Genomic DNA, 15,467 nt, shown 5'->3' on the forward strand with positions numbered 1-15,467 from the left:
CACTATTATACCCAAAATAGCTTGACATTTCTCCAAAGTTTTCGGAATATTTTATATATACGAAAAAAAGGGGGTAATCATCATGCAAGATGTCTTAAGTAACATCTCCGGCATTGTGTGGGGTCCTGTGCTATTGATTTTACTTGTCGGTACAGGTATCTACCTGACACTTCGGCTTGGATTCTTACAGTTCTCAGCACTTCCCTATGCGTTGAAGCTCGCATTCAGTCCGGGGAAACAGGACAAGAATTCGAAAGGGGATATTTCCCACTATCAAGCCTTGACCACAGCCATGGCGGCAACTATTGGAACCGGTAACATCGCGGGAGTTGCGACTGCAGTCGTACTCGGCGGTCCTGGTGCCGTGTTCTGGATGTGGATTACAGCCATTTTTGGGATGGCGACTAAATATGCAGAGGCAGTATTGGCGGTCAAATATCGTACCACCGATAAATACGGAAACATGTCTGGCGGCCCGATGTATTACTTAGACCGTGGCCTGAAAATGAAAGGGCTTGGTAAAACACTCGGTATACTATTTGCTATCTTTGGTGCTATCGCTGCATTCGGTATTGGAAACATGGTACAGTCCAATTCCGTTTCTGATGCTCTCCAATCAACTTTCTCCGTCCCTACGTGGATTACCGGGTTGATTCTTACAATACTGGCTGCCCTGGTACTACTTGGTGGAATCAAAAGCATTGGTAAAGTAACCGCATTCTTTGTACCGATCATGGCGATATTTTATGTCATTGGGGCACTTATTATTATCATCACTAATTTTCAACTTGTTCCCGCTGCATTTGGGACTATATTCAATGACGCATTCACGGGAAGTGCCGTAGGAGGCGGGTTATTAGGTACAGCTATCCGTTTCGGTGTCGCTCGAGGCGTGTTCTCGAACGAAGCGGGTCTAGGTTCCGCCCCGATTGCTGCCGCTGCAGCAAAAACCGACTACCCTGGACGTCAGGCTTTAGTATCCATGACCCAGGTTTTGATCGATACAATCATTGTTTGTACAATGACTGGTTTGACCATCGTCATGGCCGGCCAATATGGCAATGGCGATTTGGATGGAGCTGATTTGACTACTGCTTCCTTCTCCATTTTCTTAGGTGATTTTGGCGGTTATATCGTATCACTCGGTCTTGTTTTCTTCGCCTTTTCTACCATTGTCGGCTGGTCTTATTATGGTGAAAAATGCTTCGGATTCTTGACGAAGGACCGCGCACTGCCGCTTTATAAAATTGCATTCGTTTTATTCGTTTTCGTCGGTGCCGTACAAGAGTTGGGTATTGTTTGGACATTTGCAGATATTATGAACGGATTGATGGCGTTCCCTAACTTAATCGGTCTCCTGCTTCTTTCCGGGGTAGTAGCAGCCGAAACCAAGCGTTTCATGAAAGTCGCTAAGGAAGAAAAGCGGCAAGAGAAACAATCTTCCTATTCCTAATCAAAGCAAAATTTTATGCTTAAAATAAAGCAATGCCAGCCTGGCGTTGCTTTATTTGGTCTTGTGATAGATATAATGGTTTCTTTTTGTCAATAAGCTTTCAAATTCAGCTGGCGGGAGCGGCTTACTGAAATGATACCCTTGGTAATGATCGCATCCATTCTGCTCAAGAAACCCAAGTATAGCAGGTTTTTCTACACCTTCTCCTACTACTTCGAGTTTAAACGTGTGACCCAGTTGAATCATAGCCTTTACAATTTCCGCATCACTTGGATCTGTACCGATATCCTTGATAAAAGATTGGTCGATTTTCAAGTAGTTGATCGGAAATTTACGCAAATAACCCAAAGAAGAGTACCCTGTTCCAAAATCATCAATGACAGTGCGATTCCCAGCCTTCTCAGCTCCTGCATCGTCCTGATGCATGCTTCTGTATTCTGCATGATACTATTTTCAGTGATTTCAATTTCCAAAAATTCAGCTGGCATACCCGTCTTCTCTAATACTTTTTGGACACGACCAGCAAATTCATGACGCTGGATTTCTTCTGCTGACACATTGATGGCTACGCGCTCCGGTGCATATCCCTTTTCTATCCACTCTTGATTCTGGCGGCAAGCTTCATACAGTACCCACTCTCCCAACTGGACAATCAGCCCGGTCTCTTCGGCAATAGGGATGAATTTCCCTGGGGAAATAAAACCTCTTTGAGGATGATTCCATCGGACCAAAGCTTCCATCCCGCTGATCACCCCCGAGCGGACATCTATTTTAGGCTGGTAATACAGCATTAATTCTTTTTTACTGATAGCCTCACGTAAATCCCCTTCCAAAGAAACCAGTTCATTATAATATGCATTCATAGAAGCAGTATAAAAAAGTAAACTCTGGCGTCCACTCAATTTACAATAATGCATGGCGATATCAGCATTCCCAATCAATTTACCTGCAGTCATACCTCTCCCGGAGTACTGTGCAATCCCGATACTGGTTGTTATGAAGAATTTTTTCCCCATCATAAGGATAGGTTTGCTGACCTGGTCTAAAATCGCCTCGCCGAGCTCACGTGCGATTTTTTTCGATGTCACCTGTTCTGAGATGACAAGAAACTCATCTCCCCCAAGGCGGTACAGTTCTCCTTTTCCTTTGATGGCTTCCTTGATACGAGCACCCATCAACTGGATGACCTCATCCCCTGCCGTATGTCCAAGAGCATCATTAACATATTTAAAGCGATCCAAATCACATAAGAAAATGGCAAGCGGCGTCTCCTGCTTTTCCGCATGAAAAATCTTAACTTCTAAATCCTCTTGTACTTTTCTCCTGTTAGGCAAATCGGTCAATGGATCGTGATAGGCCATATGCCTGACTCTTAACTCTGCTTCCGCGTGCACGGTAATATCCACGGAAGAACCAATTATCTCTACTACTTCCCCATTCTGGCGGATTGGTGCAAGCGTCGAATAAAGATAACGATTCTTCAGCTTATGTTTATATGTAATATGTTCACCAGCAAATGCCTGATTGTATTTGTCTTTCAGGTAAGCAGCCTTGACAGGATCAAAAATTTCTTCCAGCTTTTTACCTTTCACATAAGAAGTAGTCAGTCCTAAATCCCTGGCCAGCTTTCCTTCATACATCGTAAAATGATAATAATCATTTTGATGATGCTGCACCTTAAATACCATGTTCATCAAAGCTTCTACGGTACGTTGAAAATCATTTTCCACCTGATCAGCCAAGCTCGCTTCCATTTGCTTGGCATCCGTTATATCTGAGCGAAAAGCAATGAAGGAATAAGGCCTCCCCTCTGCTGTCAGCAAGGGAACAATCGTAGTTTTCACCCAAAAAATCTCCCCTGATTTTTTCCGGTTGCATATATTCCCATTCCACACATTACCTTGTAATATTTCAGACCATAATTCTTTATAAAAAGCAGGAGGATGCTGTTTAGATTTTAATAGTCGATGGGTGTTCCCTATTAGTTCTCTTCGATTGTATTGGGTAAGGGAGCAAAACTGATCATCCGCATAAATGATTCTTCCTTTTATGTCAGTAACTGTGATAGTCAGGGCTTGTTCCATTGCATATTTAAGATCATGGTACTTGTTCAGGTACCCATGTACCAGCGCTTCTAATTCATCGATCGTTTCTCGTACCTGCTCATCCTTGATGTGATAGTTTAAACTTTCAAGCAAACGCTTAAATTTTGTACGATCATTCGAAGTATCCAAGTTCAAAATGTTCATGGTATCCACCTTTACCCAATATTCGTTATGATTCGACAATCTTTCCTTAAGTATAAACGAATGTACCCATTAAAAAAAGCCTACTACCACTTAGGAGTAAGCTTTTATACAGTCCTATAACCTATAATAATTTTCTTCTCAACTATGAAAAAGGTGATTTTATGACTATGTGATGCTGGATGTTTTTCCATATCAGGCAATCGGTTTGATACATTCGGGATCATCGTTCTTTGGGGAGTTGACAATATCGCTGACATCGTAGGCATCCAGCTCATCTGTCTTAAGCTGACTGATAAAACCGGCAGCCTCATCTGCCCCCCATTTTACCGGCTCGATCCATTCTTCTTGTTTTTCATGCGGCAGGATAACCGGCATCCGGTCATGAATCGGTGACATAAATTCGTTTGCTTCCTTTGTTAAAATAGTGCACGTGAACATATCCTCTTCATCTTTTCCCCACTTATCCCATAAGCCAGCAAAGGCAAACAATTTCCTATCCTTCGGGGAAATCCGCTTTGCCTGCTTCCCCTCGTCGGTACGTTGCCATTCATAAAAACTGTCCGCCACGATCAAGCATCGCCTTTTAGCCATAAGCTGCTTGAAGCTGGGCTTTTCATGTGCTGTCTCGCTACGTGCATTGATCACCTTATAGCCGATTTTCGGATCCTTCGCCCAGAATGGCACCAATCCCCATTTCAGGAAGCCTGCCCTTTTTTCCTTGCCATCATGGATAATGGCAAGCACTTTCTGGCCAGGTGCGATATTATACCTGGGTTCATAATTCGGTATTTTGTGATCAAGCCCAAACTCCTTCAGAATTTCCACTTCTTCTGCTAACAATGTATAACGTCCGCACATTTACACAGTCTCCTTCCTTTGATTAACTTTCACTTTTTTCTGTCGATAACCCATACATCAAAAAGTGGATCGTGCGATCTATTTCCTCCTCATCATTCCAATTCACATCAGGCATAACAATAAACCTTGTGATTAAAAAGCCAATGATCGTAGTCATGGTAAACCTGATGATAGTCTCTGATGGATAGGCAATCAGCTTGCCATTCTCCTGATAATATTTGACCGCTTCGTCGAACTTCGGGAATACTTCACGTCGGAATACTTCCTGATAGGATTGCTGGATTTCTGTATGGAAGGCCATTTCCTGAAGAAGTATTTTCAGTAATGGTATATTATTCTTTACAAATTCAAAGCGGTTCATAATTAATTTTCGCAACAGCTGTTCGTAATCAGGAGTTTTTTCATTGAATACTTGATTGACAAAATGTGTTGCAAAGAATGGGACCGCAAATTTTGTGATTACCGGGGTCACTATTGAAAAAAGCAGTTCTTTCTTGGTTTTGAAATGACGGAAAATCGTCCCTTCAGCTACACCAGCTTTTTTTGCTATTTCACTCGTTGACGTAGAAGCATAGCCTTTTTCTGCAAAAATCTCAATAGCAGCTTCCAGTATCCTCGCTTGTTTCGGGGTCAGCTCATCTTCTTTTTCGCCCGCTTCTATTAACTGATTCAAGTAGTTTTTTTCATCCATCGCTGTCCGCCCCCCTCTTGTTACCTATCATTATAGCGTTCGATGACGCTTCAATGCCAATATATTCAGGGCTATGAAGAGAATAGAGAAAGCGATGAGGATATAGACCTCATCTGAAAATACAGCGAACCCTTTTCCACGTATCATGATATCTCTCAGTGCTTCACCACCATAAGTCAAAGGCATCACTTTTCCAATTGCCCTCAGCCATGGTTCCATCGTTTCTAAATTGAAAATCCCTGAAAAGAACACCTGAGGCACAATAACGAGTGGGATGAATTGCATCATCTGAAATTCATTATTTGCGTAAGCTGACAGCAGTGTTCCAAGACTTAAAGCTGCCACCGCTAACAAGAAAGTGATCAGCATGACATGCCAGAATGCACCACTCATGTACATATTCAATACATAGATGGAAAAGGCCGCAATAATGATTGACTGGATAATAGTAAAAAATCCAAAACCGCCTAAATAGCCTAAAACGATTTCCCACCTTTTTAGAGGAGTTGACAATAAACGTTCCAATGTACCCTGCGTACGCTCACGCAGGAATGAAATACCACCCACAATAAACACGAAGAAAAAGACAAAAAACCCTATCAGCACCGGACCAGTATTATCAAATAAATTCAGCTCTTCAGAACCGTGAAGAAATTTCAATTCAGGCTCCGGGGCAGGTTGAGCTGTCTTTTCCTTCATAGCCTGTTGCAGAACTTGCTGAACGGCGCCATTGGCAGTGGGGTCGCTTCCTTCAAGCAATACCTCTGATTTTGATCCATCCCATGTAATCATCGCATCTAATTCTTCATTTCGGAGTTCTTCATGTGCTTCTTGTTCAGACATATGGTGTACCTCTGCCTCCTGCTCTTCCAACGCATCAACCATCGGCGATGGCAGGTCGACCACCGCAATTTCCGGTACATAACTATCTCCATCTAATACAAGCCTCATCAAAGTCAAAATGAATAACGGAGCAACAATCATAAGGGCCAGACTTCTTTTATCTCTCCGAAGTTGACGTAAAATTCGTTTGATAATTGCCGCTGTCCTCATTGGACAGCACTCCCATAATGAAGAAAAGCTTCCTCAATAGTGTTGGCGCCTATACCTTGCTTCAATGACTGCGGGGTGCCTTGTGCGATTATATACCCTTCACGTATTAAAGCCAGACGATCACATTTATCCGCTTCATCCATTACGTGAGTGGTCAATATAATTGTCGTTCCTTTCTCTTTCAAGATTTTCAGCTCCTTCCATATCGATTGACGGAGCACAGGATCTATACCAACCGTAGGTTCATCCAGTATTAACACTTCAGGCTGGTGGAGGATAGAAGCGGCTAGCGACAACCTCCTTTTCATTCCCCCTGAAAACTTTTCTACCGGCTTATCGATCTCAGATGTCAGATCGACTACTTCCAAAACCTCTTGAATTTTCTCTTTACGTTCTGATTTGGAAAGACCATATATAGAAGCGAAAAAATCTAAATTCTCTCTCCCCGAAAGTTCGGAGTATAAAGCATCAGACTGAGCCATGAAACCTATGTTCTTCATTTTTTCCAGGGAAGGCATGGGAGTACCAAGGACACTGGCACTTCCTTCGGATGGCTTCAAAATACCTACGATGATTTTTACCAGGGTTGTCTTTCCCGCCCCGGAAGGGCCAAGCAAACCAAATATTTCACCCTTATCAACTGTCATATCTATCGCCTTGATAACTGATTCGCTTCCAAAAGAATGAGCGATATAATCCAACTCGATTACCGTTTCCATAAAAGCACTCCCTTTCTATATTACTATAAATGAGTGATTACTCACTTTTAGTATAGTTTATTTAAATAATATGTAAAGTGAGCACTCACTCATTTTACATTCAATAAAAAAAGAGACAGACCTAAAAGCCCATCCTCTTGTTGATTTGCCTTCCGTAACGACGAAATGTGCCGGAGCTTTTAAGTTTTCTCTTTTCCATCATCACTTGGAAACGAAGCTGCTTTTCACTTAGCCGCTTTTTATACGTTTCTTTTTCTTCGGAATTACGACAGCAGGCAATCAATTCTTCTAAGGAGACTATCTCTTTCTTCAGCTGCATCTCTTCTGGTATCATGTTGGCGTTTTTTAAAATTTTATAACTGTTTCTGAGATCGGCTGGCATATGACCCATGTCGTCCTTTGGCAATGGCTTTCCTTTACCAGGCAAATTGTCAAAGTCACCATTACGGATTGATTGCTTGATTTTCTCTTCTACAATCGAGGTGAAGTCCATACTATTTCCTCCTTTTTATAATAAGGAAATCTTTGTATATAGTATAGCATGAATTTCTGCCCTTGATTTTAATCATGCAATCCAGTGTTGATTTTACAGTTAAGCTCCCTTTTGTTGAACATTGGTTTCGTGACTTTTACTTGGAGTAAATAGGGTCTTGAAAATAACTCGCTATCCGCGGGGAAGACGGCAAGCCTCCTCCAGCTAAAGCTCTGCGGGGTCTTGCCAGTCTATCCTTTCCCGCAGGACATTGAATTGTCATCCTGACTTAACCCACGCACGAAGAAAATGTGGATACATTTTCGAGGAGTCTCGCCATTTCCAAGACCCCATTACCATGAATGGAGTAACGAAACCTTCTCTCAAATTAAACAGGGATCAGCTCAAAAAGCCTCTATGTTGGGGGGAAGCTTTATTTCTATCATTCAACAAAGTAGTACGCATGCTCGATTCCAAAGAAATTGTTATGGCAAAGGGCGTAGGGAAACGGTGAGACTCCTCGAAATGCTACGCATTTCTTCGTGCGGTGTTTATCAAGGATGACAATTCAAGTCCTGTGGGAGTTGAGTGATAGGTGAGGCCCCGCAGGCGAAGCCTGAGGAGACTAAGGGAAAGCGAACCGTTTCCCGGGGCCCCTAAACTCCAATATTATCCCGAAATCAAGTTTTCAACTTTACCGTCCTATAGTTGAATAAGACTCTCATAAAAAAGAAAACGAAAATCGAAAAAGAGCCTGGCGTTGGCCAGACTCTTTGCTTGCTTTATTATTTTCCGATGAACATTTGGGTCCATACATTGCCATTCTCAACATAGCCTACGCCGATGTGAGTGAAGTTAGGGTTCATGATGTTCTTACGGTGTCCTTCACTGTTCATCCACGCATTGACAACTTCCTGCGGGCTGCGTTGTCCTTTAGCAATGTTTTCCCCAGCTGTACGGTAATCGATGCCATAAGATTTCATCATATCAAATGGAGAACCGTAATTTGGGCTGTTATGAGAGAAATATCCATTAGAAGCCATATCCTGTGACTTATCACGTGCTACCTTGCTTAGTTCTGCGTCAGCTTTAAGCGGTGCAAGACCTTGCTTTTGGCGCTCTTGGTTAGTCAATTCTACTACTTGCTGTTCGAATTGATTCAACTGGCTGTTCTGCTCAGCAGCTGGTTGTTCAGCTGGCGCTTGTTGTGTTTGCTCTGGAGCAGGCTGTGGAGCTGGTGCTTGCTGTTGCTCTGGAGCTGGCTGTTCTTCAGCAGGTTGTTCTGGCGCTTCATTTTTCTCCGGAGCAGGAGCAGGTGCTTGCTCTTTTTCTTTTTGCTTATCTTTTTTAGCTGGCTTATCTTTTTTCGGCTGCTTCTGCTTAGGTTGTTCTTTAGACTGTTCTTGCTGTGGAGTTTCTACTTGGTTCCCCTGTACATTATAGTTTTTAAGAATATCTTGCAGCCATTTATTTACATCATCCTGGGAGAAAGAACCTCCATAGGATTGTATTTTATAGAATGCTTTAATAGAAGGTGCTTGTTGCTCGCCTCCAGCGTGTGCGTCTGCTGTAAAAGCACCACCTAGAAGCAATGCTGTTGATAATACGAATGCAGTACTTACTTTCTTAAACATGCGTTAATCCTCTCCTTTGGTGTTTTTTGTACAATATCATCATAGCATCGCTTTTCTGTAACATAGGCACCAAGGTTTTCCATTGACTAACAAAGAAAGCGCTATCAATTCATAAAACCTATCAAATAAGGAAAATGAACTAGATTATACAGAAAATAAGCTGGAAAAAATCAAATAGGTTGCTAGATTTTTCATAAAAAAAGCCGTTGACAGGCGTCAAAACGGCACTTTTTTGTTACGGTATATTACTATTATGTTACATTTTTTGCTGTAAAGAGGCTTTTACACCTGCAGCTAAGGCAGGGACTTCTAATATTCGTAAAACCTTCGCTTTATTATCTTTATCGTGGAAAAAAACCTCATTCACATCGTCTATGGTTACTTGACGGGGATCCTTTTGTTTTAGTATCAACTTGTCTTTTGGGGAAACAGTTCCTTCCTTAATCACACGTAAGTAAAAACCTGACAGTCCTTTTTCGATCATTTTCACTGGAAAATCTACGAGCCCATGTTTCCTGGCAATGATATAACAGGGCTTCCTGGGCTCAGTTACTTCGAGTTCCGTTTCGCCTAAAATGAATCGATCTCCTATAGCTATTTCCCGTTCGTCCACTCCATTGACCGTTAAATTTTCTCCAAATGATGGGTAAGGGAATTCCCGTTGGTACTCCTCTTCCCAATGGCGGTAGTGCTGAGCAGGATACAGGCATACGGCTTTGTCAGGACCGCCATGGTGTTTTTGATCCGCTTGGTAGTCCCCCGTGAAGTTAAGTTTACTTAACCGAATTGGTTCCTCAACTCTCTGTTTTTGGATCGCTGTTTTCAAAGGACCCTTTTCTGTCTCTAAATTGACAGGTTTCCCAACACTGATCGCTTCTACATTAAAATGCGTCACTCTCCACCTCACTCCTTCGCTTAATCCAGGCAGGCAAATAATCATAACTCCATACATCACTTGGATAATCGACGAACAGCTCTTCTCCATTTTCATATAAAGCCTGCATGATTTCGTTTAAAGCGCCCATATAGTATTCATATAAAAATTCATAGCTGAACGGTTCGTCAGGCATATGATTCTCCGCACAGACTTTGGGATTAGCATAGTTCAGGTAGGTACGGCAAGGAATCGGACGGATTTCATAAGCCATACACGTTTTTGTTTCCGGATCCAGCATAGGGCAAGGCAAGTCCAAACGTTTATAATTTAACTTTGTCTCGTCTGCCTGTAGATCCATATTCAAAGCTGTATCCAACTTCCCTGCATGGTCATCAAAATAGGAGTTCCAGTGCTGATAGATTTTTTCTTTCCGCTCTTCTGGAAACTGCTCGATTTCCTTCAGCATCATTTTCGCTTCCATTTTTGTAACGATGATCGGGAAATAGCAACAAAATGCACAACCCTTGAAACAGCTTGCCTTCATACCGGCATAGTCTTCCATCCGTTCTATTTCATGATCGACTTCACTTAAAAGGCGTTTGAAACCGTTCAGGATAACGGATTGCGTGTCCATCTCACTATCCAGCAATTCATCTATGATGTTATCGAAAAATACGGGATCGACCTCGTAATTTTTATTCAGCCGCTCGCACTTATCGAGTATTTCTTGGTGTTTTAAATATTCCGTCATGGAGATACTCCTTTTCTAAAACAATCGATTTCTTTCATTATACATCTAGCTGTACTTATTAGACTACCTATTGAAATATATGAAGAATTCCCTTGTTCCTCTTTCGTTCTTTTTTTTGAGATGTTACAATGGCACACGCATTCGAAGCACATGAAAAATAAGCAGAAAGGATGATAGGGATGCACGTAGGAAGCAAAGGCTGGTACGTTGAAAAATTGAAAGAACATGGTGTAAATACGATTCAAGGAAGAAAAGTAGAAAAGTATAAAAAGCACATTCTTGCAAACCTATTAGCCGAAAAAGAAGATTAAGTTTATACTAGGACAGGGGGCTTGCTCCCTGTCCTTTTTTTCATAACAAAACTTTTGATAGATTTCCTATCATCCACCCCCGTAATTGATAAAATTATGTCGAATTAATATTAGAAGAAATCTGTCATCATTGGAGGTACGTCTTACATGTTTGCAACTGCTGAGATCGGAATTGATTTAGGAACTGCCAATATATTGATTTATTCGAAGTCCAAAGGTATCATCTTGAACGAACCTTCTGTCGTAGCTTATAACACAGATACGAAAGAAGTCGTCGCTGTCGGTAAAGAAGCAAAGGAAATGGTCGGTAAAACACCAAAAAATGTCATCCCTGTCCGCCCACTAAAGGATGGCGTAATTGCTGACTACGATATGACGGCACAATTATTGAAAGAATTATTGAAAAAGGCAAGTAAAGAAGCAGGTGCTTCCATGCGTAAACCTACTGTGGTCGTCTGTACACCATCTGGCTCCACCTCAGTCGAACGCCGCGCCATCCACAATGCAGTTAAAAGTTATGGTGCGAAAAACGTCCACTTGATCGAAGAACCGATTGCTGCTGCCATCGGTGCAGACCTTCCGGTTGAAGAACCGGTTGCAAACGTCATCGTTGATATTGGTGGCGGAACGAGTGAAGTGGCCATCATTTCATTCGGCGGAGTTGTTTCCTGTCGTTCAATTCGCACTGGCGGAGATAAAATGGATGAAGAAATTATCCAGTATGTCCGTAAAGAATACAACATTCTTATCGGAGAACGCACAGCTGAACAAATCAAAATGGAGATCGGACACGCACTGGTTGACCATAATGAAGAAAAAATGGAAGTCCGCGGCCGAGACATGGTCACCGGATTGCCAAAAACAATCGAACTAGGATCTAAAGAAGTACAAGGAGCTTTGCGCGAATCCCTCGAGCAAATCCTGGAAACAATTCGAGCCACTTTGGAAGACTGCCCGCCTGAACTGAGCGGAGATATCGTCGACCACGGTGTCATCCTTACCGGCGGCGGCTCCTTGCTGAAAGGCATGCAGGAATGGCTTTCTGAGGTAATCGTCGTTCCTGTCCATCTGGCTCCTAACCCACTAGAATCAGTAGCCATCGGAACAGGACGTTCCATCAAGATGATTCAAAAACTACAAAAAGCAGCTAAGTAAGCCCCAGGAATTTCTCTATTAATAAGCATACAATCCGTTAAAACAGAGCAACGATGATGTTGCTCTGCTTTTTTTTGAAAAATAGTTTATATGTCCTGTTGAACAGGTAAACTGATAAAATAGAACTACTAATAGTTTTCATATAGATTAGGAGTGAATCGCTATGATATCAACAACCTTAAAATGGGTAACAGGTATATTAGAAGGTCTGCTGGCCATCCCTATCGCCGGTGGATTATTCATCCTCGGCTCCGGATGGCAGCCATTGATGTTCATGTTTGTCCTTCACTTGATTACCCTTATCTTTTCCGTTAAAGACAGCCGCTTCAGCGCCGGAAGTGTACTGGGCCTGATCACCAGCGTTGTCGGCATCATCCCGGGGATCGGCTGGTTGATGCATACCATTACAGCGATCGTATTGGTCATTGACGCTTCCATCCCTTCAAAAGCGATGAATAGTGCAAAATAACCGTTAAAGAAGGCTTATTCCAAATTACTGGAATAAGCCTTCTTTAAGGCATTTTTTTAATAATGGAGATCATTTACTGAACATCATTTTATGGAGGATGACCATCTGTACCCTGCCCTCATTTATTCCCTGCACCTTTCTCATAGTGTGATAGGAAGTTTTCCTTTTTTTGCATTATAATGTTCCCTCTGCCCCTATCCCATTTTGTGAAGATGGGCTTATTTTGACTGTATTTCCCTAAATGTATTCTTAACATTTCCTCTGAATGATAATCTTATAGATATTACATAGAAGGAGGAACATTCATGCCTATTATGCCAACTAAAAAAATCGTCTATCTATTGGCAGCTTTTATTTTCCCCTTGTTCTTAACATGGCCTGCAACATCCTCAGCTCATGATAAGAACGATATAATGCTTGCCAACAAACAACATTCTCTTTCAGCAGATTACGTACCTAATGAGCTCGTAACCCCTGATGTAGCTTTTTCCGGAGAGGAAGAACGACTGCAACCCAAAGCAGCCACAGCTTTAGAATCCATGTTCAAAGCTGCTGAAAAGGATGGCGTACAGTTGTATGCTGCTTCTGGATATCGTTCCTATGAATATCAGAAGAACCTCTTCCAATTTTGGGTGAGTCAATATGGTGAAGAGCAGGCAAACCGTATCAGTGCCAAGCCTGGCGAAAGTGAGCATCAGACAGGTTTGACGATGGATATAACTAGTGAGGATGTTGACTTCAAGCTTAAACAATCATTTGGTGACACAGCGGCTGGTCAATGGATTGAAATGTATGCCGCAGAATATGGCTTCATCATCCGGTATCAGGAAAATAAAGAGCCGGTCACAGGGTACGATTATGAACCCTGGCACCTAAGATATGTTGGAAAAGACCACTCTAAGACTATCACAAATTTTAATATCACCTTGGAAACTTACCTTTCGCATGATATGGATAGCATGCCAAATACCTACACGGTACAGGCTGGAGATACAGTTTACAGTATTGCGAAAAACAACGGAACCACCGTCGAATATGTCCTGGCTTTAAATCCTAAAATAAATACTCGTTCCCTTCCTGTAGGTTCTGAAATTCAATTACCAGGTCAAGAGATCCATATAGTAGAAAAAGGCGATACCATTTCAGAGGTGGCAGCCAAATATTCAGGTGTCACTCCTGGACTATTGATGGACGTAAATGATCATGTCGACCCAAACCAGCTTCCTATCGATGCCGCCATTAATATTCCATAACGCTACATGCCGAGCCCTATTTACCTGAGGCTTGGCATTTTCTATTTATATAGAAGGGTTAATATCCATTATCCTTTCCTGCTTGGTGACTTTCCATATTTTACCTTACATTTCATTTATGTTACGGTTATTACATAATGATTACTGAAGGCCACTTAAGGAGGGGTATCATTAATCAGTTATTTTATTGCGTGTTCTAGCTGGAACTTCCTTGTTGTTGTGTTGGATTTTAACAACTATAAGGAGGATGATTTTTTTGAATATCCGTGAACAGTCTGCAAGAATAATAAATGTTTTAATGATATTAACCATCAGCGCATTCGCGGCTTGGCCTGCTACAGTTAAAGCACACGATAAAGGTGATATTTTACTCGTCAATAAAAGCCACTCCTTATCGGAAAGCTATGTACCTGGTAATCTTGTTTATCCTGACGTTGCCTATTCCGGTGATAGAGAACGGATGCGGTCGTATGCCGCTGATGCTTTAGAAAATATGTTCTATGCCGCTAAACAAGATGGAATTCAACTATATGCCGCTTCCGGTTATCGCTCTTATGATTATCAGGAAGACTTGCACCAGTACTGGGTGAATCAATATGGGGAGGAAGAAGCTAACCGGATCAGTGCGAAAGCTGGCGAAAGTGAACACCAGACAGGTTTAGTTATGGACGTAACAAGTTCAGCTGTAAACTTTGAATTAGTGAAGGCATTCGGAGACACCCGTGCCGGCCAATGGATTGAACAAAATGCCGCATCTTACGGCTTCATTGTCCGTTATCCCCAAGGGAAAGAACATGTAACTGGGTATAGCTATGAACCGTGGCACTTACGGTATGTGGGGATAGATCACGCCCGTGAAATCATGGGTCAAAATATGACTCTGGAAACCTATTTATCTACCAGTCAGGACTCAGATTCCTCTACTGCTTATAGGATCAAACCCGGTGATACCTTATATAAAATTGCTCTTGAACATGACACCTCGATCGATAGACTGATGGGCTTGAATCCGTCTATCGAACCTAGATACCTGCAGATTGGTGCAACCATCCAACTTCCCGGCAGCACAACCGCTCCAACAAATCCAAGCAAGAGCTATACCATTCAACCAGGAGATACGTTCAGTGGTATTGCTGCATCCTACCATGACGTAACAACGCAAGAATTGATCGATGCCAATCCTGGAATTTCCCCACGTTACCTGGTCATCGGCTCGACGATTACCATTCCCGGAAGTTCGGAATCCGATAGTCAAACCTCTTACGTAGAATCTAAAGGTAATGTTTGGATTCATGCTACACCAGATTTCAATGCCTCATCACGAGTAGGAGTGTTTTATGAAGGAGAAAAAGAAAAATTGCTTGGCGAAACGAACAATATGTATCAAATCAGCAGCGGATATGTTTCAAAACATTATGCTGATATAATCAAGTGATGCATATCAAGCTGGTGGACCGATCTCTATTCTCGGTCAGCCAGCTTTAATTATGTTAAAGAAGGATCCTCAATTACCACCCCGGTA

At 42.1% G+C, this 15,467-nt stretch carries 14 protein-coding genes and 1 pseudogene; 6 read left to right on the forward strand and 9 right to left on the reverse strand.

Annotated features, from left to right (window positions below; all coding sequences use genetic code 11):
* Positions 1–82 precede the first annotated feature (82 nt).
* Entirely contained in the window at positions 83–1,453 is a 1,371-nt protein-coding gene (locus BLV00_RS04600; protein ID WP_093042905.1) for an alanine/glycine:cation symporter family protein, read from the forward strand.
* A 51-nt stretch (positions 1,454–1,504) separates the two neighbouring features.
* On the opposite strand, the pseudogene BLV00_RS04610 reads toward BLV00_RS04600, so the two are convergent.
* The 9 genes and pseudogenes from BLV00_RS04610 to BLV00_RS04650 form a co-directional block, all read right to left on the reverse strand.
* Positions 1,505–3,702: pseudogene (locus tag BLV00_RS04610) on the reverse strand (sensor domain-containing protein).
* A gap of 192 nt (positions 3,703–3,894) precedes the next feature.
* Positions 3,895–4,560: an SOS response-associated peptidase gene (locus BLV00_RS04615; RefSeq protein ID WP_093042911.1), complete on the reverse strand. Its 666-nt coding sequence runs from the start codon at positions 4,558–4,560 to the stop codon at positions 3,895–3,897.
* A gap of 22 nt (positions 4,561–4,582) precedes the next feature.
* Complete coding sequence (locus BLV00_RS04620) at positions 4,583–5,251, reverse strand: TetR/AcrR family transcriptional regulator (RefSeq protein WP_093042914.1); 669 nt, start codon at positions 5,249–5,251, stop codon at positions 4,583–4,585.
* Between the two features lie 30 nt (positions 5,252–5,281).
* Positions 5,282–6,304, reverse strand: a complete 1,023-nt coding sequence (locus BLV00_RS04625) for an ABC transporter permease (protein WP_093042916.1) — start codon at positions 6,302–6,304, stop codon at positions 5,282–5,284.
* A complete protein-coding gene (locus BLV00_RS04630; RefSeq protein WP_093042917.1) occupies positions 6,301–7,023 on the reverse strand; it encodes an ABC transporter ATP-binding protein in 723 nt (240 codons plus the stop codon). Before BLV00_RS04630 ends, BLV00_RS04625 begins: the two co-directional genes overlap by 4 nt.
* A 121-nt stretch (positions 7,024–7,144) precedes the next feature.
* Positions 7,145–7,516, reverse strand: coding sequence for a DnaJ family domain-containing protein (locus BLV00_RS04635; protein WP_093042919.1), 372 nt, complete (start codon positions 7,514–7,516; stop codon positions 7,145–7,147).
* A gap of 764 nt (positions 7,517–8,280) precedes the next feature.
* Positions 8,281–9,129, reverse strand: a complete 849-nt coding sequence (locus BLV00_RS04640) for a CAP domain-containing protein (protein WP_093042921.1) — start codon at positions 9,127–9,129, stop codon at positions 8,281–8,283.
* 256 nt (positions 9,130–9,385) lie between these two features.
* The gene (locus tag BLV00_RS04645; protein WP_245728822.1) at positions 9,386–10,024 is read right to left on the reverse strand and encodes an MOSC domain-containing protein; all 639 of its coding nucleotides are present in this window, start codon (positions 10,022–10,024) and stop codon (positions 9,386–9,388) included.
* On the reverse strand, positions 10,011–10,757 hold the full coding sequence (locus BLV00_RS04650) for a YkgJ family cysteine cluster protein (RefSeq protein ID WP_093042925.1): 747 nt from the start codon (positions 10,755–10,757) through the stop codon (positions 10,011–10,013). The genes BLV00_RS04645 and BLV00_RS04650 overlap by 14 nt, the downstream gene beginning before the upstream one ends.
* Positions 10,758–10,936: 179 nt before the next feature.
* Here BLV00_RS04650 and BLV00_RS04655 point away from each other — a divergent pair, with 179 nt between their 5' ends.
* From BLV00_RS04655 to BLV00_RS04675, 5 genes are all read left to right on the forward strand, one after another.
* Positions 10,937–11,068 (forward strand): YflJ family protein, encoded by a 132-nt coding sequence (locus BLV00_RS04655; protein ID WP_084315755.1) that lies wholly within the window; start codon positions 10,937–10,939, stop codon positions 11,066–11,068.
* A 147-nt stretch (positions 11,069–11,215) separates the two neighbouring features.
* Positions 11,216–12,223: a rod-share determining protein MreBH gene (gene mreBH / locus BLV00_RS04660; RefSeq protein WP_093042927.1), complete on the forward strand. Its 1,008-nt coding sequence runs from the start codon at positions 11,216–11,218 to the stop codon at positions 12,221–12,223.
* Between the two features lie 163 nt (positions 12,224–12,386).
* On the forward strand, positions 12,387–12,692 hold the full coding sequence (locus BLV00_RS04665) for a hypothetical protein (RefSeq protein ID WP_093042929.1): 306 nt from the start codon (positions 12,387–12,389) through the stop codon (positions 12,690–12,692).
* A gap of 305 nt (positions 12,693–12,997) precedes the next feature.
* Positions 12,998–13,945 (forward strand): D-alanyl-D-alanine carboxypeptidase family protein, encoded by a 948-nt coding sequence (locus BLV00_RS04670; RefSeq protein WP_093042931.1) that lies wholly within the window; start codon positions 12,998–13,000, stop codon positions 13,943–13,945.
* A gap of 256 nt (positions 13,946–14,201) precedes the next feature.
* Complete coding sequence (locus BLV00_RS04675; protein ID WP_176791322.1) at positions 14,202–15,380, forward strand: D-alanyl-D-alanine carboxypeptidase family protein; 1,179 nt, start codon at positions 14,202–14,204, stop codon at positions 15,378–15,380.
* Positions 15,381–15,467 lie beyond the last annotated feature (87 nt).

It is taken from the genome of Thalassobacillus cyri, assembly GCF_900107755.1.
In the GTDB taxonomy this organism is placed as follows: domain Bacteria; phylum Bacillota; class Bacilli; order Bacillales; family Halobacillaceae; genus Thalassobacillus; species Thalassobacillus cyri.